This window comes from Pseudomonas fluorescens (assembly GCF_012974785.1).
Lineage (GTDB): Bacteria > Pseudomonadota > Gammaproteobacteria > Pseudomonadales > Pseudomonadaceae > Aquipseudomonas > Aquipseudomonas fluorescens_BT.
In genome coordinates, this window is record NZ_CP027561.1 from 3,424,546 (window position 1) to 3,448,619 (window position 24,074).

The following is a 24,074-nucleotide window of genomic DNA, read 5'->3' on the forward strand; positions in this document are numbered from 1 at the left end:
GTTCAGTCTCAGCTCTCTTCTTCTATATCCAGCAGCAGATTCTCCAGCGCTTCCTTGTAAGCACCGGGTTCCTGCCACATCCCGCGCTGCTGCGCTTCGAGCATGCGCTCGGTCATGTCGCGCAGTGCGTGGGGATTATGCTCGCGCACGAACTCGCGGGTCGCCGGGTCCAGCAGATAGGCATCGGCCAGCAACGCGTACTGGTGATCGTCGATCAATTGCGTGGTGGCGTCGAAGGCAAACAGGTTGTCGACCGTCGCCGCCAATTCGAAGGCGCCTTTATAGCCGTGGCGTTTGACGCCGTCGATCCATTTCGGATTCGCCGCTCGGGAGCGAATCACACGGTTCAGTTCTTCTTTCAGCGTACGGATCTTCGGCAGATCCGGCTGACTGTGGTCGCCGTGATAACTGGCCGCCGCTTCGCCGCGCAGGCTTTCCACGGCAGCGAGCATGCCGCCCTGGAACTGGTAATAGTCGTTGGAGTCGAGCAGGTCATGCTCGCGGTTGTCCTGATTTTGCAGCACGGCCTGCACCTGGCTGAGGCGCTGGACAAATTGCTCGCGAGCGGCGGTGCCTTCATCGGAACCGCCGTAAGCGTAGGCGCCCCAGTTCAGGTAGACCTCGGCCAGATCCTCGCGAGTTTGCCAGAGGCGACCATCGATAGCGCCCTGCACACCTGCGCCATAAGCGCCGGGTTTGGCACCGAAGATCCGCCAGCCGGCCTGACGCCGGGCAGCCTCCTCATCCAGCCCCGACTGGCGCAGCGCCTCACGTTCGGCGCGGACTTTGGCGGCCAGCGGATTGAGGTCGTCCGGCTCGTCCAGTTCCGCCACGGCTTGTACGGCGGCATCGAACAGGCGGATCAGGTTGGCGAACGCATCGCGGAAAAATCCGGAGACCCGCAGCGTGACATCGACCCGAGGCCGGTCGAGCAGGCTCAGCGGCAGAATCTCGAAATCATCGACCCGCTGACTGCCCGTGGCCCACACCGGGCGCACGCCCATCAGCGCCATGGCCTGTGCGATGTCGTCACCGCCGGTGCGCATGGTCGCGGTGCCCCAGACCGACAAACCGAGCTGACGCAGGTGGTCGCCGTGATCCTGCAGGTGTCGCTCCAGAATCAGCGTGGCCGACTGGAAACCGATTCGCCAGGCCGTGGTGGTCGGCAGGTTGCGCACGTCCACCGAATAGAAATTGCGGCCAGTGGGCAACACGTCAAGGCGACCGCGACTCGGCGCGCCGCTCGGGCCGGCCGGGACGAATCGGCCGCTCAACGCGTCGAGCAAGCCGTGCATTTCGGCCGGGCCGCAGGCATCGAGGCGTGGGGCAATCACTTCGCGCAGGTTGTCGAGGATTGCACCGACTTCAACCCAGCGCGGTCCCTGTGGGAGCGGGCTTGTCCCCGGGCGGCGATCCGACGAAAGCGGTATGTCAGTGAAAGGGATATTGACTGACACGACGCCTTCGCGGGCAAGCCCGCTCCCACAGGTATTGTGCAAGGCTTGATTTTGGTTGAGTGTCTGCTCAATCAATTGCGCCGCGAACAGCTCCAGACGCTCGCGGGTATCCCCCGCCGTGCGCCAGACCTCGTCGCTGACCGACAGCAACTCCATTGGACGCGGGCCGGCCCAGGGATCAGCCAGTGCGCAATCCAGCGGATCGAACCCCAACTGAAACGCTTTGGCCAACGCCCGCAACAGACTCGACTGCGCCCCTTTGCCATCGCCACGCGGGATGCGCAGCAACGCGAGCAAGGTATCAATACGCAAACGCCCGGTCGGCGACTCACCGAAGATGTGCAGACCATCGCGGATCTGCGACTCCTTCAAGTCACACAGATAGGTATCCAGACGCGGCAGCCAGATCGCCGCGTCGGCATCACTGTCGAGGGCGGCATCCAGTTGCAGTTCGCGATCGATCTGCGTGTCACGCACCAGTTGCAGAATGTCGCGCTGCAATTCCCGGGCGCGGCGCGGATCGAGCAACTGTGCTTCGTAATACTCGTCCGCCAACAGTTCCAGATTGCGCAACGGGCCGTAGGTTTCGGCACGGGTCAGCGGCGGCATCAGATGATCGATGATCACCGCCTGAGTGCGACGCTTGGCCTGGGCGCCCTCGCCAGGGTCGTTGACGATGAACGGATAGATATTCGGCAGCGGCCCGAGCAGCGCGTCCGGCCAGCAATTCTCCGACAGACCCACGCCCTTGCCCGGCAGCCATTCGAGGTTGCCGTGCTTGCCGACGTGGATCACGCCGTGAGCGCCGTAGGTCTGGCGCAGCCAGAAATAGAACGCGAGGTACGCGTGCGGCGGCAACAGATCCGGATCGTGATACACCGCGCTCGGATCGACCTGATAACCCCGCGCCGGTTGAATGCCGACGAAAGTCAGGCCAAAACGCAGACCGGCAATCATCATCCGCCCGTCACGGCACATCGGATCATTTTGCGGCGGCCCCCAACGCTCCAGCACCGCTGTTCGATTGACTTCGGGCAGTGCGTTGAACATCGCCAGGTAATCATTCATCGCCAGGCTTTGCTGGCACGGGCGCTGATCCAAGGTATCGAGATCGTTGCTGACGCCGCCGAGCAGTTGCCGGATCAGTTCGGTGCCGCTGTCCGGCAGGTCGGCCGGCAACGGGTAACCTTCGGCTTGCAACGCCCGCAGGATATTCAGCGCGGCGGTTGGCGTGTCGAGGCCGACGCCGTTGCCGATGCGTCCGTCCCGGGTCGGGTAGTTGGCGAGGATCAGGGCGATGCGCTTTTCAGCGTTCGGCACCCGCGCCAGATCGACCCAGCGCCGCGCCAGTTCAGCCACGAAATCCATGCGCTCGGGCTGGGCCCGATAACACACCACGTCGGACTGACTGCGCTCGCTGCGCCAGGCCAGATCCTTGAAGCTGATCGGCCGGCTGATGATCCGACCGTCGAGCTCAGGCAACGCGATGTGCATCGCCAGATCCCGCGGACCGAGGCCCTGCTCGCTGTCGCGCCAGCCGGGCTCGTTGTCCTGGGCGCAGATCGCCTGAATCACCGGTATGTTGCGACGGAACGGGCGCAGATGCGGCGCTTCCGGGCTGGACTGGGCGAAACCGGTGGTATTCAAAATCACCGAGGCTTCGACCTCATCCAGCCAGTCCTCGACCACCGACAGGCAGCCGGGCTCTTTCAAACTGGCCACGGCGATCGGCAGCGGATTGAGACCGGCCGCCTGAAGCCGTTGGCAGAACACGTCGATAAACGCCGTGTTCGCCGCTTGCAAATGCGAGCGATAAAACAACACCGCCGCCACCGGTTGACCAGGCCGCCAATCGGCTTGCCAGTCACTCAGTGCGGCGGTGTTTTTGTTCGGGTGATAAATCGCCGTGCGCGGCAGCGTTTGCGGCTCGCCCCAAGCATAGTCCCGCGACAGCCAGCGATTGGCCAGACAGCGGAAGAAATCCAGCGCATTGCCCATGCCGCCCTGACGCAGGAACTGCCAGAGCCGGTCACGATCCTCGGCGCCTACGGTGCTCAAGTCACTGAGCTCCGGGTCGGGACGGTCATCGCCCGGCACCAGAATCACCTGCACGCCACGCTCGGACAACTCGACCAGTCGCTCGACGCCATAGCGCCAATAAGCAATGCCGCCGTGCAGCGAGATCAGAATGACCTTGGCGTGGCGCAGCACCTCATCGACATAGAGGTCGACCGACGCATGGTTCTGCACCTGCATCGGGTTGGCCAGGCGCACGCTCGGGTAATCCTCGGGCAGTTGCTGCGCCGCTTCGGCGAGCAGCGCCAGGCTGGAATCGCCGCTGCACAGGATCACCAACTCGGCGGGGGTTTGTCCCAGGTCGGCAATGTTGTCATCCGACACGAAACCGCCGGGCTGGGTCCTGAGCAGGTGCATGGCTTAAACGCTGAGCGCGGCGCGCAGTTGCGCTTCGAGTTGAGCGGCATCCAATTCCTGACCGATCAACACCAGACGCGTCACGCGTGCCTCATCAGCGCCCCACTGACGGTCGAAGTGCTTGTCGAAACGAGTGCCCACGCCCTGGATCAGCAACCGCATCGGCTTGTTCGGGATCGCCGCGAAGCCTTTGACCCGCAGGATGCCGTGCTGGACCACCAGTTGCGTCAGCGCATCGAGCAGCAGGCTTTCGTCGGCTTGCGGCAGTTCGATGGAGATCGAGTCGAAGGCGTCGTGATCATGGTCATCGTGATCGTCATCGCCTTCACCGTGGTGGTGATCGTGATGGCTGTGGCGGCTGTCGATGTGTTCTTCGGAACCGGCACCGAGGCCGATCAGCACGTCCAGCGGCAGGCGACCGTTGCTGGCTTCGATGATTTTCACCGCAGGCGGCAGCTCTTCGGCGACTTCCAGACGCACACGAGCGAGGTCTTCAGGGCTGGTCTGATCGGCCTTGTTGAGGATCACCAGGTCGGCGCTGGCCAGTTGGTCGGCGAACAGCTCGTGCAGTGGCGATTCGTGGTCCAGGTTCGGATCGAGTTTGCGCTGGGCGTCGACCTGATCCGGGAACGCGGCGAAGGTGCCGGCGGCCACGGCCGGGCTGTCGACCACGGTGATCACCGCGTCAACGGTGCAGGCGCTGCGGATTTCCGGCCACTGGAAGGCTTGCACCAAAGGTTTTGGCAGGGCCAGGCCCGAGGTTTCGATCAGGATGTGGTCGAGGTCGCCGCGACGGGCCACCAGTTCGCGCATTACCGGGAAGAACTCTTCCTGAACTGTGCAGCACAGACAGCCGTTGGCCAGTTCGTAGACGCGGCCGGTGGCTTCTTCTTCGGTGCAGCCGATGGTGCACTGCTTGAGGATTTCACCGTCGATACCCAGCTCGCCAAACTCGTTGACAATCACCGCGATGCGGCGGCCCTGGGCGTTGTCGAGCATGTGCCGCAGCAAGGTGGTTTTGCCCGAGCCGAGGAAGCCGGTGACGATGGTGACGGGGAGTTTGGCCAGTGTTTTCATCGGATGCCCTTTGGCAAGGTGGCGGGCATACGGGACGAGACCGGCAACGCGGGTGCGTGCCTGGAGAGTTCGCCACCGGATCACCCCGCCCGGTTGAAAGTGAGAATCTGTGACGAGGCAGGTCTCCTGGCTGACGGTGTTCGGGCCTTGGCCCGGGGTTAGCTGCGCCTTCCCGCTGGCTCTGGATTGAGTTGGCAGTGGCGTGGCAGCGAACAGCACCGTTCACAGTTGCGGGGGCAGCCGCGGCTTGGACCGCGTTCCCTTCTTAGCTTCGACGTGGGCCGAAGAACCTCGAAAGCGCAAGGCTACGCATGGGTTCGTGATGGGTCAATGGTTGGTGCTTTTTGGTTTTGTGGGCATATCCGTTGCTGCGGTAACGGCTTCTTATGGTTTCGCTCTTACAGCGACTCACTTTTCCAAACGCCGAAAAGTAAGCAAAAGGCTTTTGCCCCGGCGTACGGCACTTCGCCTAGGCTCAGTGTTCCCTCGCTACGGTGTCCATCAGGGGGCATCGCCTACGGTTTGCTTCGCTGCACCTCCTCTCGATGTATGCGGCTTCGCCGCACGGCGCTGCGCGCCTACCCCCTGATGGACACCTCCGCTCGGCCTGCCGAAGGGGCTAAAGATCAAAAGCAGATCAAGAGCCAGATCAAGAGCCAGATCAAGAGCCAGATCAAGAGCCCCTCACCCTAGCCCTCCCGAAACGTCGGACCGCCCGTAGGGAGAGGGAACCGACCGAGTTGATTGGGAGAGTTGTGCCGACTTGCAATACCGAGTCGAACTCAAGTTTTGAAAAGCCCACAAATCGGCTCCCTCTCCTTGGGGAGAAGGCTGGGGTGAGGGGTAAACCTGGACCTGTCCCGTGACAACGGACGCCAAGAAGCGATACTTAAATCGCTATCTTGGAGGTTGCCATGTACCCAAGCACTCGCCGTAACTACACCGATGAGTTCAAGGCTCAAGCTATCGCACTCGCGGAAAGCGTTGGTAGAACCGAAGCCGCACGTCAGCTCGAGATGTCCGTGAAAACGCTCGATAACTGGGTTGATGCTGCGCGCAAGGGATTACCGTTGAGTTCTCCAGAACGCAAAGCCATCACCAAAGAAGACAGCGAGCTTGCGCGTTTGCGAGCGGAGGTGGCCGAACTCAAGATGGAGCGCGAAATCCTAAAAAAGGCGGCGGTATTCTTTGCCAGAGAGTCCAGGTGAGATACGCCTTCGTCGCTGCTGAACGGGCTCACTTCCTGGTGCGCATGCTGTGTCGGGTGATGGATGTTTCGATTTCAGGTTTTTACGACTACCAGCATCGCGAGGAGCGTCCAGATCGGGATGCGCAGATTCGCGTTGATTTGCGTAAGGTTTATATGGCCAGCCGAAATACATATGGCCGACCACGGCTGGTCGAGGCCTTACGGCGAAAAGCGCATACAGTGGGCCACAAGCGAGTGAGCCGGCTGATGCACGAAGAACGCATACGTGGTAGATCCAAAGGCGGTTTCAAGCCCCGTACCACCGACAGTCACCACTACTTGCCTGTTGCGAGAAATTTGCTCGCTCGTCAGTTTTCCATCGATAACCCCACACCGACTTGGGTCAGTGATATCACCTATATCTCAACCAAAGAAGGTTGGTTGTATCTCGCAGTGGTTTTGAGCATTCAGACGCGCCAAATATTGGGCTATAGCCTGTCGGATCGGATGCCCGACGATTTGGTCGAGAATGCCTTCCTGAATGCCTGGAGCGCCTGTTCCGGCTCTAGTGGTGTGGTTTTTCATTCCGACCAAGGGCGTCAGTATGCGAGTAGCAAATTCCGACTGGCCTTGGCCAAGAAAGACTTCACGCAAAGCATGAGTCGAAAGGGAAATTGTTGGGATAACGCAGTGGCTGAGAGCTTTTTCGCTACTCTGAAAAGGGAGGAGGCGTATGGCGTCTATCCCAGCAAGAGGCTGGCTCAACTATCAATCGCTAACTACATCCATGGGTTTTATAACAGCAGCCGACTGCACTCTGCCTTGGGGTACCGTTCTCCGAACGAATACGCCAGGGTCTTAAGGCAGGCGGCTAAATAGCCAGCTTCTTGGCGTCCGTTGTGATGGGGCAGGTCCAACCCACAACAAAACCAAAGCCAAACACGCCCTGCTCCCCCCACTCAAACCATGAGCGTTAGCTCGAGCACCGTTTTTGATCGCAGGGCCCGTCGGCAGGCTGAGTGGAGGGATTGATCCGGGGGTGGGAGCGCAGCGACCGTGCGGCGCAGCCGCATGCATCGAGAGGAGGTGCAGCGAAGCAAACCGTAGGCGATGCCCCCGGATCAATCCCGGAGCGAAGGAACCCGAGCCACAGCGAGGGCCGTACGTCAGGGCTCAAGACCTTTGGTTACTTTGGGCTGGGCCGGCATTCCGGCGTTTGCCAAAGTGACCCGCCGTAAGGGCGGAACCCTAAGTGGCCGTTACCGCAGCAACGGATCTGCCCAAAAATTGACTATATTCCCCAACCCATGGTCTCCTACACAACTTGTTACGGGTGCCCTTCACAGGGTGAAACGGGAAACCGGTGAATCATGTGCTTTACTCTAAAGCCATGTCAGTCCGGTGCTGCCCCCGCAACGGTAAGCGAGCGAAGCGTCAGATCCACTGTGCCCAAGGGCATGGGAAGGTGACGCTTGCAGGTCGGCCAGACGCCAACCCCTCGTGAGCCCGGAGACCGGCCCGCAACACACAGTACGCATCTTGCGTCACTGAACATAACAAACCCGCGGTGGGCGGGCGCTGTTCGAACCTCTGCGTGCCCGACTCGCAGGGGTTTTCATGCGCTCCATTCACCCGCTGACACTCCAGAGGGAAGCGCCATGTCGATCATCAGCAGCACCGGCAGCAATACGGACAAAATCTCCAGCACCACCACCCTGAGCCAACGCCTGACCGCTGCGATCTTCGCGTCGATCCTGGGCGCAAGCCTGGTCTACTTCGCCGGTTTCTCGCACATTGAAGCGGTGCACAACGCCGCGCACGATACCCGCCACAGCGCTGCGTTCCCGTGCCACTGAGACCTGACGACATGATCAAGCGTATTGCGCAGACCGCAGGTTTCACCGGACTTCTGGCCGCCCTGCTGTTGACCTTGCTGCAAAGCTTCTGGGTTTCGCCACTGATTCTTCAAGCCGAAACCTACGAGAAATCCGAACCGGTGGCCGAAGTCCACGAACACGCCGCCGGCACCGCCGCTCACACCCACGATGCCGAAGCCTGGGAACCGGAAGACGGCTGGCAGCGTGTGGTGTCCACCACCGGTGGCAATCTGGTCGTCGCCGTGGGTTTCGCTCTGATGCTGGCCGGTCTGTACACCCTGCGTGCGCCGACCAAGACCTCACAAGGTCTGCTCTGGGGTCTGGCCGGTTACGCAACTTTCGTGCTTGCACCGACCATGGGCCTGCCGCCTGAACTGCCGGGCACTGCTGCAGCTGATCTGGCGTCGCGCCAAATGTGGTGGATCGGCACCGCCGCATCGACCGCTGTCGGCCTGGCGTTGATCGCGTTTGGCGGCAACTGGCTGCTGAAGATCCTCGGTGTGGCGATCCTTGCCGTGCCGCATGTGATCGGCGCACCGCAACCGGACGTGCACTCGATGCTCGCCCCGGAAGCACTGGAAGCCCAGTTCAAAATCGCTTCGCAGCTGACCAACGTCGCGTTCTGGCTGGCTCTGGGCCTGATCAGCGCCTGGTTGTTCCGCCGTAAAAGCGAAGGTCAGTACCACGCATGACCGATGACAGCGCAGCGCCGACCTTCGTGGTCGGCCTGGGCTGCCAGCGCGGCTGCCCGGCCAGCACGCTGCGCGCCTTGCTTGACCAGGCCTTGCAGGCGCATCGGATTGACCTTGGGAAGGTCAAGGCGCTGGCCAGCATCGACCTCAAGCGCGATGAACCCGGCCTGCAAGAACTCGCCGCCCAACTGGCGCTGCCGTTGCTGTATTTCAGCAGCGAGGAATTGGCCAGTTATCAGCAACGCTTGAGCCACCATTCACAGATCGCCTTCGAACGCACCGGTTGCTACGGCGTGGCGGAAAGCGCTGCACTGGCGCTCGCCGAACAACTGATTCAAGCACCGGCGAAACTGCTGATTTCCCGGCAAAAGTACGCTCAGGCAACTCTCGCATTGGCCGGCGCGGCGTAAATTCCCGATAATCCTCGCTTTCGATCATGAGCATTCTTCATCTGAAGTGCTTCTGAAGCCCCACCTGCCCGACTTTCACAGGATCCAACGATGACCGTCTACTTCATCGGCGCCGGCCCCGGCGACCCGGAATTGATCACTGTCAAAGGCCAGCGGCTGATCCGCAGCTGCCCGGTGATCATCTACGCAGGTTCGCTGGTGCCGACGGCGGTGCTGGAAGGTCATTGTGCTGAAACCGTGGTCAACAGCGCCGAACTGCACCTGGAACAGATCATCGAGCTGATCAAGACAGCCCACGCCAACGGCCAGGATGTGGCGCGGGTGCATTCAGGTGATCCGAGCCTGTATGGCGCCATTGGCGAGCAGATTCGTTATCTGCGCGAGCTGGATATTCCGTTCGAGATCATCCCCGGCGTAACCGCCACCGCCGCGTGCGCCGCACTGTTGGGCGCCGAACTGACCCTGCCGGACATCTCGCAAAGCGTGATCCTGACCCGCTACGCGGACAAGACCGCGATGCCTGTCGGCGAGGAACTCGGCAATCTGGCGCAGCACGGGGCGACCATGGCAATACATCTGGGGGTCAATCATCTGGAGAAAATCCTGGCTGAACTGCTGCCGCATTACGGCGCGGATTGCCCGATCGCGGTGATTCACCGGGCGACGTGGCCGGATCAGGACTGGGTGGTCGGGACGCTGGAGGACATTGCCGAGAAGGTGGCGGCCAAAGGGTTTCGGCGTACGGCATTGATTTTGGTGGGTCGGGTGCTGGGCAGCGATCATTTCAGTGAATCTTCACTGTATCGCGCGGGGCATGCGCATCTTTACCGCCCATGACGGCTCTTTCGCGAGCAAGCCCGCTCCCACATTTGGAATGCGATCCAATGTGGGAGCGGGCTTGCCCGCGAAGGCGTCATTGAATCTCACGCATAAAAAAACGGCGCTCACGGGGCGCCGTTTTTTTTGTCTCGCAGCGAACACCTTAGTAGTAGGCGTTTTCTTTCTGCGTGTGGTCGGTCACGTCGCGAACGCCCTTGAGCTCCGGAATGCGCTCGAGCAAGGTGCGCTCGATGCCTTCCTTCAGGGTCACGTCCGCCTGGCCGCAGCCCTGGCAACCGCCGCCGAACTGCAGCACGGCAATGCCGTCTTCAACCACATCAATCAGGCTGACCTGACCGCCGTGGCTGGCCAGCCCCGGGTTGATTTCGGTTTGCAGGTAATAGTTGATGCGCTCGTTGATCGGGCTGTCGGCGTTGACCATCGGGACTTTGGCGTTCGGCGCCTTGATGGTCAGCTGGCCGCCCATGCGGTCGGTGGCGTAGTCGACGACAGCATCATCGAGGAACGCTTCGCTGAACGAGTCGATGTAGGCAGTGAAGCTTTTCAGCCCCAGCGCGGTGTCCTCAGGTTTCTCTTCGCCCGGCTTGCAATAGGCAATGCAGGTTTCGGCGTACTGGGTGCCAGGCTGGGTGATAAAAACGCGGATGCCGATGCCCGGGGTGTTCTGCTTGGACAGCAGATCGGCCAGGTAATCGTGGGCGGCGTCGGTAATGGTAATAGCGGTCATGGAAACTCCTCGCAGGCTTGAGGCGGAGTTTACGCCAATCGGCGCGCGGCACAAAGTCCCAGTATTTTCGTAGGAATAGTTCACAATCGCCTAATCCGCAGGTTTGCCGTCGATACGCGCTCTAAGCCATTGATAACTGCGCTTTTCCACCCAGTGATAACTCAGCCAGGAACCCACGCCAATCGCCACGGCACACAGGATGAACATCAAATAGGGGTTGATCCCGAAGCGATGGGCCACAAATCCGCCAGCAGACAGCACCAGAACATGCATCAGATAAACCGAGTAGGAACAGTCGCCCAGCAGCTTGAGCACTCGGTTGCGTTCAACATGCCGCTCCAGCGCCATACACGCCATGACCAGCACCGCGCTCGGCGCCCCCCAGTTCAGCAGCCTGGGCGCTGGCGGCAGATAATAGATCGCCAGTAACGCCGCGCCGATCCCCGTCAGCGGCATCCACAAGCCCTGTGCGATCCAGCCCTTGCGATACAGCATGCCGATACCGATCCCGAGCAGAAATTCATAGACGATATCCGAGCGATAAAACTCGCTGACCCAGCCAAACCCGGTCCAGGTCTGGCACACCGCAAACAGCAGCGCCGCGACCACCAGCAAACGGACTTGCAGTCGAAACAACAGTGCCCAGGCGAACAACACGTAGAACAGCATTTCGTAATTCAGCGTCCAGCCGACATTCAGGGTTGGGTAGATCCCGTAGCCGCCGGGGTTTTCGGTCGGGATGAACAGCAACGACAGCAGCAAATGACGCCAGTCCACCGTCTGATCCGGCAGCAGCGGCCGGGCAAACACCACCAGCAGCGCCATCAGCACGGTGTAGAGCCAATACGCCGGGACAATACGGAACAGTCGATACAGCAGAAACCGCGCAGGCGGCAGCGACCTGCCCTCAGTGGACAGGAAGATCACCAGCCCGCTGATCACGAAAAAGATATCGACACCCACGGCACCCTTGTCGATGAACAACTGCCCTATCGGCCCGCGCGCCTCGAAGTCGAAGAAAATCTGCATGAAGTGATGGCAGACCACCGCCCACGCGGCGAGCGCTCGCAGGGCCTGCACTGAAATCAACATCGATGGCGCTCCCGATCCCTTACTTCACAGGATTGGGACAATCGCCATCGCTCAAACGATCAAAGATTCTCGTACCGGTTCATGTCCAGCACGCCCTCTTCCACCGGGTCGGTTTCATGGATGTACTGGCTAAGATCGTGGAAATAGAACCAGAACTGCGGATGACTGCGGCGAATGCCCCAACGTTCGACGATTTTCTCGAACTGCGGCGCATCCTTGGCGCTTTCCATGGCATCGACAAACGCCGGCACCTGATCTGCCGGGATGTTGAACATGAAATTCGGATAACTGCTGAGCACGCCCGGATAAATGGTCAGGGTGTCGAGCCCCGGCTGATAGCGCAGCGACTCGCCCAGCAGGAACGCCACGTTGCTGTGGGCCCGGTTACGCAGCAGGCTGTAGACCTCACGCTGGCCGCTGCGGGTTTCGATGCGCAGCATCGTGGCTTCCGGCAATTGATCGATCACCTTCAGCCCCGCCGCCGGACGCGCCGTCAGGCGGCTCAGCGCCTGCTCGGCGTTTTGCAGCGCCGGGTCGATGTTCGGCCGCGAACAGTAGGCATCCACGCAGCGGTTGATCGGATCGGGCCGTGCGTTGAGGTCACCGTAACGGGCAAGCAGCTGCATGGCGAAATCGTGTTTCGGGTCTTTCTCGTCGAGTTTCAGCGCGGTCGGCTTGTCGTCGTCGATAGACTCGTAATCGAGCCACATCTTGAACTGGCCGCTGCTCTGGTACCAATCGTCGAGGTAATCCTCGCGGGAATCGGCCGGCATCAGCCGCAGGAAGTTCTGCTCGGCGCCGTTGCGGATCAGGTCGAAATACAAGCGGGTCTGCGCCTGATGAGAGACGTTGCCGAACACGTCGAAATTCACCGCCAACTGGTAATAGGTGCGTTCGAGCAACGGATAGTCGAACAGCCACATCGTCTGTGGCACCTCACCAATCAGGCCCTTGGTCACCGAAGCGCTGTCGAAGTGGCGGAAGATACTCAAGAGTGCGTTGTCGTTGCCCGCCCACAGGGTCGACCAGCTCGGCGCCGGCAGTTCGGCGTAGCTGTCACGGCGCAAGGCTTCGTACTTGTTGCGCTTGTTGCGGTAGTCGTGCCACAGACTCAGGACGCTGCCGACATCGTCGTTCTGCCCCGGCATGGCCAGCAATGGCGTGGCCTGGCCGCGATAGTTCGGATCGGTGATGTACAGGTCATGTTCCGGCGCCTGGAACAGCGCCCAGAAGTTGTCGCGGATCACGTCGGTTGCGATCTGCCCACGGCACACCGGGCCGCGAATGAACGTGCGCACGAAATATTCGGCGTTATCGAGCATGAACTGATAACGCGCCTGCGCCGGAATCGCCTCGAAGGTGGCGAACGGATTGGCTCGGCTCTGCGGTCCGTAGCCCGGCAGCGCATGCACCTGCCAGTTGCCGTTGTAGAACAGGCTCTTGACCCGCGCCATCTTCGCCGCGCTCAGCGGATAGGTGATGTGGGTCTTGTGCACGATCACGCCCTGCACCGGCCACAGACGGTAATACACCTGGGTGCCCGGATCGTCGTTCGGGCGACGGGTGGCAATCAGATCGATCGGCTGACCGGTCGGCGTGCGTGAACGCACCCACTGGAAAAAATGCCCCGGCTCGCCGTCCTTGAAGTAGATGTGCGCCAGGAACCAGTGTTCGAACAGCCAGCGTCCGACCAGACTTTCACGCGCGCCGGGCTGATTCAGCAGGTTTTCCCACTGGACGATCTGCAGCGCCTCTTTAGCGCTAGGCGCCAGGCCTTGCTCATCGATCGGCGCGCCGGACGCCAGCCAGCGTTGCAGCGTCTGGTATTGCTGGTCGGTCAGGCCGGTCACCGCCAGCGGCATGCCTTCTTTCGGATGGGCGCCGGCATAGCCGTCGAATTCGGCAGGCATCGCGCAAAGGTTCTCGCGGTTGAGGCCCAGCACGATTTCTTCCGGCAGTTTGGCGTTGGGTGTCAGCGGCGTTTTGTGTCCCAGCTCCAGCATGCGTGCCATCAGAGCGGCCTGGCTGCCTTGGGCGTCGAGCACCGAATAAAAGTCTTTTTGCTGCCAGGCGCGTTTGCCGAAGGCGTCATAGAACAACCGGGTGGTCGGTGCAGCTTGGGTGCGCTCGCCATCGTAGACCGGCATCTTGCTCGCGCCACGGGCCGCGCCTTCGCCGCTGCCAAGGTTCAACTGACAGGCAGAGTCGTAACACGCATGGCAGGCCACGCACTTCTCGGTGAAGATCGGCTGGATGTCTCGGGTGTAGGAGATAGAAGAAGAAACAGCGGGACTCTGCGCCGCCGCGCCAAAGCTTAAAAACAGCAATGCAATGCTGATGACGCGGTACGACATGTCCCTGATCCTGATCCTGAAGAAAAACGCCGCGATTCTACCGTTATGACGCCCGTACCAACATGAGCGATATTCATGCAAAAGCCGCGCATGCTCTAAATCGGCGCAGGTTTGTTATGATCCGGCCCCTTAGTCATGGTCTTTTTCGAGTAGCCCCAATGTCCGATCGCAGCGTCCGCCTTCAAGCTCTCAAGCAAGCTCTCAAAGAGCGCATCCTGATTCTCGACGGCGGCATGGGCACGATGATCCAGAGCTACAAGCTCGAAGAGCAGGATTATCGCGGCAAACGCTTCGCCGACTGGCCGAGCGACGTCAAGGGCAACAATGACCTTCTGGTCATTACCCGTCCCGACGTGATCGGCGGCATCGAGAAAGCCTACCTGGATGCCGGTGCCGACATCCTCGAGACCAACACCTTCAACGCCACCCAGATCTCCATGGCCGACTACGGCATGGAAGAACTGGTCTACGAACTCAACGTAGAGGGCGCCCGTCTGGCGCGCAAGGTCGCCGACGCGAAAACCCTCGAGACCCCGGACAAGCCGCGTTTCGTCGCCGGCGTGCTCGGCCCGACCAGCCGCACCTGCTCGCTGTCGCCGGACGTCAACAACCCGGGCTATCGCAACGTCACCTTCGATGAGCTGGTGGAAAACTACACCGAGGCCACCAAAGGCCTGATCGAGGGCGGCGCCGACCTGATCCTGATCGAAACCATCTTCGACACCCTCAACGCCAAAGCCGCGATTTTCGCCGTGCAAGGCGTGTTCGAAGAACTGGGCTTCGAATTGCCGATCATGATTTCCGGCACCATCACCGACGCCTCCGGCCGTACCCTGTCGGGCCAGACCACCGAAGCGTTCTGGAACTCCGTGGCTCACGCCAAACCGATTTCCGTCGGCCTGAACTGCGCCCTCGGCGCCCGCGAGCTGCGTCCGTACCTGGAAGAGCTGTCGGACAAGGCCAGCACCCACGTATCCGCCCACCCGAACGCCGGCCTGCCGAACGAATTCGGCGAGTACGACGAACTGCCGGTGGACACCGCCAAAGTCATCGAAGAATTCGCCCAGAGCGGTTTCCTCAACATCGTCGGCGGTTGCTGCGGCACCACCCCGGGCCACATCGAAGCCATCGCCAAAGCCGTCGCCGGCTACGCGCCACGGCAGATTCCGGACATTCCCAAGGCTTGCCGCCTGTCGGGCCTGGAGCCGTTCACCATTGATCGCAGCTCGCTGTTCGTCAACGTCGGCGAGCGGACCAACATCACCGGCTCCGCGAAATTCGCCCGCCTGATCCGTGAAGACAACTACACCGAAGCCCTGGAAGTCGCCCTGCAGCAGGTCGAGGCCGGTGCCCAGGTGATCGACATCAACATGGACGAAGGGATGCTCGATTCGAAGAAGGCCATGGTGACCTTCCTCAATCTGATTGCCGGCGAGCCGGACATTTCCCGCGTACCGATCATGATCGACTCCTCGAAATGGGACGTGATCGAAGCCGGCCTCAAGTGCATTCAGGGCAAGGGCATCGTCAACTCGATCAGCATGAAAGAAGGCGTCGAGCAGTTCATCCACCACGCCAAACTGTGCAAGCGCTACGGCGCCGCCGTGGTGGTGATGGCGTTCGACGAAGCCGGCCAGGCCGATACCGAAGCGCGCAAGAAAGAAATCTGCAAACGCTCCTACGACATTCTGGTCAACGAAGTCGGCTTCCCGCCGGAAGACATCATCTTCGACCCGAACATCTTCGCCGTGGCCACCGGCATCGAAGAACACAACAACTACGCTGTGGACTTCATCAACGCCTGTGCCTACATCCGTGACGAGCTGCCGTATGCCCTGAGTTCCGGCGGCGTGTCCAACGTGTCGTTCTCGTTCCGCGGCAACAACCCGGTGCGTGAAGCGATCCACTCGGTGTTCCTGCTGTACGCGATCCGCGCCGGCCTGACCATGGGTATCGTCAACGCCGGTCAGCTGGAAATCTACGACCAGATCCCGCAGGAACTGCGCGATGCCGTTGAAGACGTGATCCTCAACCGGACGCCGGAAGGCACCGACGCCCTCCTCGCCATCGCCGACAAGTACAAGGGCGACGGCAGCGTCAAGGAAGCCGAGACCGAAGAATGGCGCGGCTGGGACGTCAACAAGCGTCTGGAGCATGCGCTGGTCAAGGGCATCACCACCCACATCGTCGAAGACACCGAAGAATCCCGTCAGTCGTTCGCTCGCCCGATCGAAGTGATCGAAGGTCCGCTGATGTCCGGCATGAACATCGTTGGCGACCTGTTCGGCGCCGGCAAAATGTTCCTGCCGCAAGTGGTTAAATCCGCCCGCGTGATGAAGCAGGCCGTGGCCCACCTGATCCCGTTCATCGAACTGGAAAAAGGCGACAAGCCGGAAGCCAAGGGCAAGATCCTCATGGCCACGGTAAAAGGTGACGTGCACGACATCGGCAAGAACATCGTCGGCGTGGTGCTGGGTTGCAACGGCTACGACATCGTCGACCTTGGCGTGATGGTGCCGGCAGAGAAGATCCTGCAGGTGGCCAAGGAGCAGAAATGCGACATCATCGGCCTGTCCGGCCTGATCACCCCGTCGCTGGATGAGATGGTCCACGTGGCCCGCGAGATGCAGCGTCAGGACTTCCACCTTCCGCTGATGATCGGCGGCGCGACTACCTCCAAAGCGCACACGGCGGTGAAGATCGAGCCCAAGTACAGCAACGACGCGGTGGTGTATGTCACCGACGCCTCCCGCGCCGTGGGCGTGGCGACGCAGCTGCTGTCCAAGGAACTGAAAGCCGGTTTCGTCCAGAAGACCCGCGAAGAGTACATCGACGTCCGCGAGCGCACCGCCAACCGCAGCGCCCGCACCGAGCGCTTGAGCTATGCCGCCGCGATCGCCAAGAAACCGCAGTTCGACTGGGCCTCTTACACGCCGGTCAAACCAACCTTCACCGGCACCCGTGTGCTGGACAACATCGACCTCAACGTTCTCGCCGAGTACATCGACTGGACGCCGTTCTTCATCTCCTGGGACCTGGCCGGCAAGTTCCCGCGCATCCTCGAAGACGAAGTGGTCGGTGAAGCCGCCACCTCGCTGTACAAGGACGCCCGCGAGATGCTGACCAAGCTGATCGACGAGAAGCTGATCAGCGCCCGTGCCGTGTTCGGCTTCTGGCCGGCCAATCAGGTGCACGACGACGATATCGAACTGTACGGCGATGACGGCAAGCCATTGGCCCGCCTGCACCACCTGCGCCAGCAGATCATCAAGACCGACGGCAAGCCGAACTTCTCCCTGGCCGACTTCGTTGCGCCGAAGGACAGCGAAGTGACCGACTACGTCGGTGGTTTCATCACCACCGCCGGGATCGGCGCCGAAGAAGTGGCCAAGGCCTATCAGGACGCTGGCGACGACTACAACTCGATCATGGTCAAAGCCCTGGCCGACCGTCTGGCTGAAGCCTGCGCCGAGTGGCTGCACCAGCAGGTGCGTAAAGAGCACTGGGGTTACGCCAAGGATGAAGCCCTCGACAACGAGGCGCTGATCAAAGAGCAATACTCCGGCATCCGCCCGGCCCCAGGCTACCCGGCGTGTCCGGATCACACCGAGAAGGCCACGCTGTTCGCCCTGCTCGACCCTGAGGCCCAGGAAATGCGCGCCGGCCGCAGCGGCGTGTTCCTGACCGAGCACTACGCGATGTTCCCGGCGGCAGCGGTCAGCGGCTGGTACTTCGCCCATCCGCAGGCGCAATACTTCGCCGTGGGCAAGGTCGACAAGGATCAGGTGCAGAGCTACACCTCGCGCAAAGGCCAGGAACTGAGCCTGACCGAGCGCTGGCTGGCGCCTAACCTGGGTTACGACAACTAAGCAGAAGCCTGATCAAAAGACCGCAGCCTGCCCCGCAGGCTGCGGTCTTTTTTCATGGGTTGACTATGCTTGTCTGACACACACGGCAGACGAGGGATTTATGGACGATCCAGTCGACAACAAGCCACCCACCTTCTGGCAGATGCTGCACAGCGTCATGGCGGCGGCGTTCGGGGTGCAAAGTGGCAAGAACCGGGCAAGGGACTTCACCCATGGAAAGCCCAGCCACTTCATCTTCCTGGGCATTGCGTTCACGGCAGTGTTCGCCCTGACGCTGTTTGGCATCGTGCAACTGGTGGTGCATCTGGCAGGCGCTTGACCGGGCTCAGTGCATCAGGGTTTGAAAATCGAACGGGTAGCGGTACGAGGCCGGGCGGCCTTTCGCCGAGAGCTTGCGAAAGTGCACGCCGTAGTCCGGCAACGCGCCCATGGCCAGCATTCGGCGGGCATGCTCCTTGTCGATCAATTGCAACAAGGGAATCTGCCGGTCGCGACCACCGTACTGGTTCAAGTCGACACCCTGCGCATGATCGTGCACCTCTACCAACGCCCAGCCACCGAGAGTGAAATGGCCGCCGAGCAAGGCGCTCAAACGCCCGTCGACCAAGGCCTGCAACGCTGCGGGCGACGTATTGACCGCGCTGAACAGAACGTCTTTGCCAGGCACTTTCCCGATTTCTGAGACCGCTCGCATCGCACCGAAGGCCATTTCGTCGTTCGCGGCCCACACCAATGAGATCCCGGGGTAACGAACGAGCAACTGACGGGCCTGCTCATAGGCCCGCTGCTGCGTCCAGCCGCCGTAGACCAGTTGCCGCAAACGGACTTCAGGGTGCTCGGCCAGCGCCCGTTGCATGCCTTTCTCGCGCAACTGTGATGAGGGGGTGATCTTCAGGCCGGAGAACGCCAGCAATTCGATGCTGCTGCCGGGGGCGACAGGTGGATGCAGACGAATCAACTCCTTCATCAACAGATAACCGCCCTCCTCGTCATTGGGCACGAGGCTGCCGATCCGGTCGGCCCGGTCCCCGACCAGCGCTTGCTGATTGGGGGTCAGCGAGGTATTGACGATAAACAGCTTCACTCCGCTATGGTTGGCCATGCGCAGGATCTGTGGCGCGATGTATTGCTCATTGGCGAACATCAGGTAATCGGGGCGATCGGGCCCCTGCAGGGCTGTCCGCGCCTGGGCCAGGGTCAGCTCGGGCTGGCGCTCTGAATAGAGAATGCGCAGGTCGACTCCCAGATCCCGGGCGGCAGCCTGCATGAATTGCGAATAGCTGACCCAGAACGCTTCATGGGTGGAGCCCGGATTCAAAAACAACACAGATTCCGCCCGCGCGCCGGTCCCGAAGGCCAGGCTCAGCAACAGCAGACTGATGTGGAGAAACTTGAACATGAAGCATCCGGGCCCCGGAAAAAATGGCCGCGCATTATAGCCATTCAATCGCCGGCCATTAGCGCCTGATCCCGTTTTTTGTCCGACAATCGTCGGAAACGGGCCCGGAGAGGTCGTTTTATTGATGACTGACCCAGAACACCGCTGTGCCCACGACCAGAATGATCAGGAACAGAATGGCCCACGCATCGACACTGCTATCGCTTTTCCTTGCCTTGGTTGGATTGCTCATTGCATCGCCTCTTGTCGGTTTTATCGGTGATTGCAGAAAGACTCGACCACAGTTAAGACGATGATTGTCCGCACGACAAATGTGGGTTAGTTGACACTCGTTCCTGTTAGGCGATTTGGTTCTTTACATATACTCAAACATCACTTTTGCGCATAACTGCAAACGGGTATATTGCCCCGGCTCCATTAAGGAGTGCGCGGCCGTGCGCGCGTAATTGCCGAGGCACCATCGGACTCCAGCAAGCGAAAACGCAGCGTTTTCCGAGTAGCCCAAAGCCTGAGAACAGGACTTATATGTACGTATACGACGAGTACGATCAGCGGATCATCGAGGACCGCGTCAAGCAGTTCCGTGATCAGACCCGACGCTATCTGGCAGGTGAGCTGAGCGAAGAAGAATTCCGCCCCCTGCGCCTGCAAAATGGCCTTTACATCCAGCGTTTCGCGCCGATGCTGCGGGTGGCGGTGCCTTACGGCCAACTGACCTCGCGTCAGGTGCGCATGATGGCGAAGATTGCCCGCGACTACGACAAGGGCTACGCCCACATCAGTACCCGCCAGAACGTGCAGTTCAACTGGCCGGCAGTCGAAGACATCCCGGACATCCTCGCGGAACTGGCCACCGTGCAGATGCACGCGATCCAGACCAGCGGTAACTGCCTGCGCAACGTCACCACCGACCAGTTCGCCGGTGTGGCGTTCGATGAGCTGATCGACCCGCGGCCATGGTGCGAAATCGTTCGTCAGTGGACCACGTTCCACCCGGAATTCGCCTACCTGCCGCGCAAATTCAAGATCGCCGTCAACGGCTCGACCTCCGACCGTGCCGCCATCGAAGTCCACGACATCGGACTTGAACCGGTGCACAACGCCGCTGGCGAGCTGGGCTTCCGCGTTCTGGTCGGTGGCGGTCTGGGCCGTACTCCGGTCGTTGGCGCGTTCATCAACGAGTTCCTGCCATGGCAGGACCTGTTGAGCTACCTCGACGCGATCCTGCGGGTCTACAACCGCTACGGCCGTCGCGACAACAAATACAAGGCGCGGATCAAGATCCTCGTAAAAGCGCTGACTCCAGAAGTCTTCGCGCAGAAAGTCGATGCCGAGATGGAACACCTGCGCGGCGGCCAGACCACGCTGACCGAAGCCGAAGTTCATCGCGTCGCCAAACACTTCGTCGACCCGGACTACAAGGCGCTGAGCAATCATGACGCCGAACTGGCCGCCCTCGACAAGGAACACCCGGGCTTCGCCCGCTGGCGCACCCGCAACACTCTGGCGCACAAGAAGCCGGGCTACGTGGCCGTGACCCTGTCCCTGAAGCCGACCGGCGTTGCACCGGGCGACATCACCGACAAGCAGCTCGATGCCGTCGCCGATCTGGCGGACCGCTACAGCTTCGGTCAACTGCGCACCTCCCACGAGCAGAACATCATTCTGGCCGATGTCGAGCAGAGCCAGTTGTTCACCCTGTGGGGCGAGTTGCGTGAAGGCGGTTTCGCCACGCCGAACATCGGCCTGCTGACCGACATCATCTGCTGCCCTGGCGGTGATTTCTGCTCCCTGGCCAACGCCAAGTCGATCCCGATCGCCGAATCGATCCAGCGCCGTTTCGATGATCTGGACTACCTGTTCGACATCGGTGAACTGGACCTGAACATCTCCGGCTGCATGAACGCCTGCGGTCACCACCACGTCGGCCACATCGGTATCCTCGGGGTGGACAAGAAAGGTGAAGAGTTCTATCAGGTCTCCCTCGGCGGCAGCGCCAGCCGTGATGCGAGCCTGGGCAAGATCCTCGGCCCGTCTTTCGCTCAGGAAGACATGCCGGACGTGATCTCCAAACTGATCGACGTGTACGTGGAACAGCGCACCGAAGACGAGCGCTTCATCGACACCTACCAGCGTATTGGCATCGACCTCTTCAAGGAACGCGTCTATGCAGCGAATCATTAAGAACAACGAGGTCGTCGACGAAACCTGGCACCTGCTGCCCAAGGATTTCAACATCGACGAGATCAGCAACTGCGACGACCTGATCGTCCCGCTGCAGCTGTGGCGTGAACACAGCCGCATGCTCAAGGCCCGCGACGGTGGTCTGGGTGTGTGGCTGGACGCCGACGAAGAAGCCGAGGAAATCGGTGCCGACGTGGACCAGTTCCAGGTCATTGCCCTGAACTTCCCCGCGTTCACCGATGGCCGCAACTACTCCAACGCCCGCCTGCTGCGTGACCGTTACGGTTTCAAAGGCGAACTGCGAGCGATTGGCGACGTGCTGCGCGACCAGCTGTTCTACATGCGCCGCTGCGGTTTCGACGCCTTCGCCCTGCGCGCGGACAAAGACCCGTACGACGCCCTTGAAAGCCTCAAGGACTTCTCGGTGACCTATCAGGCCGCCACTGACGAACCGCTGCCGCTGTTCCGTCGCCGGTAAATCCCCGGGGCATAAAAAAACGCCGGTCATTCGACCGGCGTTTTTTATGCCCGCTTTACCAGAACCGTTGCTGGGTCAGCCGGCTCCACCAGCTCAGCAACACACGATCCAGCGAACCGCTGGCCGCCATGCCGATGCGCTCCTGCAGGCTTTTGCGCTCGGCGTAGTGCAGGTGATAGACCTCGGACTTTTTCGCCCGGTCCGCCAGGTACTCGTCACTGGTCTTGAGTTCGTCCACAAGTTGCTTGTCCAGCGCCGCGAGGCCGAGCCAGACTTCACCGGTGGCGACTTCGTCGATCGCCAGCTGCGGGCGATAACGGGCAACGAAGTTCTTGAACAACTGATGGGTGATGTCCAGGTCTTCCTGGAATTTCTCCCGGCCCTTCTCGGTGTTTTCGCCAAACACGGTCAGGGTGCGTTTGTATTCGCCGGCTGTCAGCACTTCAAAATCGATATCATGCTTTTTCAGCAGGCGATTGACATTCGGCAACTGCGCAACCACGCCGATGGAACCAAGAATGGCGAACGGTGCGCTGATGATCTTCTCGCCAATGCACGCCATCATGTAGCCGCCGCTGGCCGCCACCTTGTCGATGCACACGGTCAACGGCACGCCGGCTTCACGGATACGCGCCAGTTGCGACGACGCCAGGCCGTAGCTGTGCACCATACCGCCACCGCTTTCCAGACGCAGGACCACTTCGTCCTTGGGTGTGGCAAGCGTCAGCAACGCGGTGATTTCATGGCGCAGGCTCTCGGTGGCGGACGCCTTGATGTCACCATCGAAATCCAGCACGAACACCCGGGATTTGCTTTCGGGATTCTTCTTCTGTTTCTTCTCGGATTTGGCCTCGCCCTTGCGCAGGGCCTTGAGCTGATCCTTGTCGAGCAGGCTTTGCTCCAGGCGTTCACGCAAGCCTTTATAGAAATCGTTGAGCTTGCTGACCTGCAACTGGCCCGCGGCTTTGCGCCGGCCCTTGCTGCGCAACGCTGCAAAACTCGCCAGCACCACCAAAATGGCGATGACCAGTGTGACGGTCTTGGCCAGGAAACTGGCGTATTCAGTCAAAAACTCCACAGTGACTCCTTCAAACGATGCGCGGTCGTGAAACACACGCGGGAATTGGCTCCAGCATACCCATGCACCGGCCGGTCGGCCAGCCGTGAAACCTCTGGCAACAAGGCTGGAACGGGCATTTCAAACAAGCGTATGTTTTTTCATTGACAGCTCACCGTCATCCCCATAACCTCGCCACAACCTTCAACGTACCGGGATGACGCGGACGTGGGCAGCATCTACTTGATTCGACATGGCCAGGCCTCCTTTGGTGCAGACGACTATGACGTCCTGTCGCCGACCGGTGTTCGCCAGGCAGAAATCCTCGGCCGTCACCTGGCCGAACTCGGAATCAGCTTCGACCGCTGCCTGTCGGGCGATCTGCGTCGTCAGCAGCACACGGCCAACAGCGCGCTGGAACAATTCGCGGCTGTCGGCCTGCCGGTTCCGGTTCTGGAAATCGATTCAGCCTTCAACGAATTCGACGCCGACGCCGTGATCCGCGCCCTGCTGCCGGCCATGCTGCCCGAAGAACCCGAAGCACTGGAGATTCTGCGCAACGCCGCACAGAACCGTGGCGAATTCCAGCGCATTTTCGCGCTGATCATCGAGCGCTGGCTCGCCGGCACCTACGACACACCCGGCCTGGAAAGCTGGCTGGGTTTCGTCGAGCGGGTCCAGGCCGGTCTGCACCGAATACTCGAACAAGCCGACAACACCCAGAAAATCGCGGTGTTCACTTCCGGCGGCACAATCACCGCCCTGCTCCACCTCATCACTCAAATACCTGCGCGACAGGCCTTTGAACTGAACTGGCAAATCGTCAACACCTCGCTCAACCAGCTGAAGTTTCGCGGTCGCGAGGTGGCGCTGGCTTCCTTCAACAGTCATGCACATCTGCAACTGCTGAAGGCCCCGGAACTCATCACGTTTCGCTGA

18 protein-coding genes and 2 riboswitches are annotated in these 24,074 nt (G+C 60.8%); of the genes, 11 read left to right on the forward strand and 7 right to left on the reverse strand.

All coding sequences use genetic code 11. The annotated features are described in order from the left end of the window. Positions 1–8: 8 nt before the first annotated feature. Positions 9–3,890, reverse strand: a complete 3,882-nt coding sequence (cobN, locus tag C6Y56_RS15285; RefSeq protein ID WP_169430597.1) for a cobaltochelatase subunit CobN — start codon at positions 3,888–3,890, stop codon at positions 9–11. A gap of 3 nt (positions 3,891–3,893) precedes the next feature. Continuing rightward, positions 3,894–4,967 carry a cobalamin biosynthesis protein CobW gene (cobW, locus tag C6Y56_RS15290; RefSeq protein ID WP_064597024.1) on the reverse strand — a complete coding sequence of 358 codons (1,074 nt, stop codon included), beginning with the start codon at positions 4,965–4,967 and terminating at the stop codon, positions 3,894–3,896. A gap of 99 nt (positions 4,968–5,066) precedes the next feature. Beyond that, positions 5,067–5,276: riboswitch (cobalamin riboswitch) on the reverse strand. Between the two features lie 605 nt (positions 5,277–5,881). Here cobW and C6Y56_RS15295 point away from each other — a divergent pair. The 6 genes from C6Y56_RS15295 (at position 5,882) to cobM (ending at position 9,972) form a co-directional block, all read left to right on the forward strand. Further along, a complete protein-coding gene (locus C6Y56_RS15295) occupies positions 5,882–6,175 on the forward strand; it encodes a transposase (RefSeq protein WP_169428789.1) in 294 nt (97 codons plus the stop codon). Then, positions 6,172–7,035 carry an IS3 family transposase gene (locus tag C6Y56_RS15300; RefSeq protein ID WP_169430598.1) on the forward strand — a complete coding sequence of 288 codons (864 nt, stop codon included), beginning with the start codon at positions 6,172–6,174 and terminating at the stop codon, positions 7,033–7,035. The genes C6Y56_RS15295 and C6Y56_RS15300 overlap by 4 nt, the downstream gene beginning before the upstream one ends. A 435-nt stretch (positions 7,036–7,470) precedes the next feature. Continuing rightward, positions 7,471–7,692, forward strand: a riboswitch (cobalamin riboswitch). Between the two features lie 122 nt (positions 7,693–7,814). Next, positions 7,815–8,012 (forward strand): CbtB domain-containing protein, encoded by a 198-nt coding sequence (locus tag C6Y56_RS15305; RefSeq protein ID WP_016983301.1) that lies wholly within the window; start codon positions 7,815–7,817, stop codon positions 8,010–8,012. Positions 8,013–8,023: 11 nt separating this feature from the next. Next, positions 8,024–8,725: a CbtA family protein gene (locus C6Y56_RS15310; RefSeq protein ID WP_169430599.1), complete on the forward strand. Its 702-nt coding sequence runs from the start codon at positions 8,024–8,026 to the stop codon at positions 8,723–8,725. After that, positions 8,722–9,135: a cobalamin biosynthesis protein gene (locus C6Y56_RS15315; RefSeq protein WP_169430600.1), complete on the forward strand. Its 414-nt coding sequence runs from the start codon at positions 8,722–8,724 to the stop codon at positions 9,133–9,135. The genes C6Y56_RS15310 and C6Y56_RS15315 overlap by 4 nt, the downstream gene beginning before the upstream one ends. A 90-nt stretch (positions 9,136–9,225) precedes the next feature. Next, on the forward strand, positions 9,226–9,972 hold the full coding sequence (cobM, locus tag C6Y56_RS15320; protein ID WP_169430601.1) for a precorrin-4 C(11)-methyltransferase: 747 nt from the start codon (positions 9,226–9,228) through the stop codon (positions 9,970–9,972). Positions 9,973–10,117: 145 nt separating this feature from the next. Here the strand turns inward: cobM and nfuA are convergent, their stop codons facing one another. The 3 genes from nfuA to C6Y56_RS15335 all read right to left on the reverse strand — a co-directional run bounded on the left by nfuA (position 10,118) and on the right by C6Y56_RS15335 (position 14,148). Then, positions 10,118–10,702, reverse strand: coding sequence for a Fe-S biogenesis protein NfuA (nfuA, locus tag C6Y56_RS15325; RefSeq protein WP_007959519.1), 585 nt, complete (start codon positions 10,700–10,702; stop codon positions 10,118–10,120). 90 nt (positions 10,703–10,792) lie between these two features. Then, positions 10,793–11,794, reverse strand: coding sequence for an acyltransferase family protein (locus C6Y56_RS15330; RefSeq protein WP_169430602.1), 1,002 nt, complete (start codon positions 11,792–11,794; stop codon positions 10,793–10,795). 59 nt (positions 11,795–11,853) lie between these two features. After that, positions 11,854–14,148: a fatty acid cis/trans isomerase gene (locus tag C6Y56_RS15335; protein WP_169430603.1), complete on the reverse strand. Its 2,295-nt coding sequence runs from the start codon at positions 14,146–14,148 to the stop codon at positions 11,854–11,856. A 158-nt stretch (positions 14,149–14,306) separates the two neighbouring features. Between C6Y56_RS15335 and metH the strand changes: the two genes are divergently transcribed. Together metH and C6Y56_RS15345 are read left to right on the forward strand one after the other, a co-directional pair. Further along, complete coding sequence (gene metH, locus C6Y56_RS15340) at positions 14,307–18,017, forward strand: methionine synthase (RefSeq protein ID WP_169430604.1); 3,711 nt, start codon at positions 14,307–14,309, stop codon at positions 18,015–18,017. 100 nt (positions 18,018–18,117) lie between these two features. After that, positions 18,118–18,336, forward strand: a complete 219-nt coding sequence (locus C6Y56_RS15345; protein ID WP_065257810.1) for a DUF2970 domain-containing protein — start codon at positions 18,118–18,120, stop codon at positions 18,334–18,336. A gap of 6 nt (positions 18,337–18,342) precedes the next feature. Here C6Y56_RS15345 and C6Y56_RS15350 read toward each other — a convergent pair whose 3' ends face one another. Further along, the gene (locus C6Y56_RS15350) at positions 18,343–19,416 is read right to left on the reverse strand and encodes an ABC transporter substrate-binding protein (protein WP_169430605.1); all 1,074 of its coding nucleotides are present in this window, start codon (positions 19,414–19,416) and stop codon (positions 18,343–18,345) included. Between the two features lie 525 nt (positions 19,417–19,941). Between C6Y56_RS15350 and C6Y56_RS15355 the strand changes: the two genes are divergently transcribed. Both C6Y56_RS15355 and C6Y56_RS15360 read left to right on the forward strand, forming a co-directional pair. Next, complete coding sequence (locus tag C6Y56_RS15355) at positions 19,942–21,600, forward strand: nitrite/sulfite reductase (protein WP_169430606.1); 1,659 nt, start codon at positions 19,942–19,944, stop codon at positions 21,598–21,600. Further along, complete coding sequence (locus C6Y56_RS15360; RefSeq protein ID WP_169430607.1) at positions 21,584–22,078, forward strand: DUF934 domain-containing protein; 495 nt, start codon at positions 21,584–21,586, stop codon at positions 22,076–22,078. The genes C6Y56_RS15355 and C6Y56_RS15360 overlap by 17 nt, the downstream gene beginning before the upstream one ends. A gap of 55 nt (positions 22,079–22,133) precedes the next feature. Here the strand turns inward: C6Y56_RS15360 and sohB are convergent, their stop codons facing one another. Beyond that, the gene (gene sohB, locus C6Y56_RS15365) at positions 22,134–23,156 is read right to left on the reverse strand and encodes a protease SohB (RefSeq protein WP_169430608.1); all 1,023 of its coding nucleotides are present in this window, start codon (positions 23,154–23,156) and stop codon (positions 22,134–22,136) included. A gap of 207 nt (positions 23,157–23,363) precedes the next feature. Between sohB and C6Y56_RS15370 the strand changes: the two genes are divergently transcribed. Next, the gene (locus tag C6Y56_RS15370; protein WP_169430609.1) at positions 23,364–24,074 is read left to right on the forward strand and encodes a histidine phosphatase family protein; all 711 of its coding nucleotides are present in this window, start codon (positions 23,364–23,366) and stop codon (positions 24,072–24,074) included.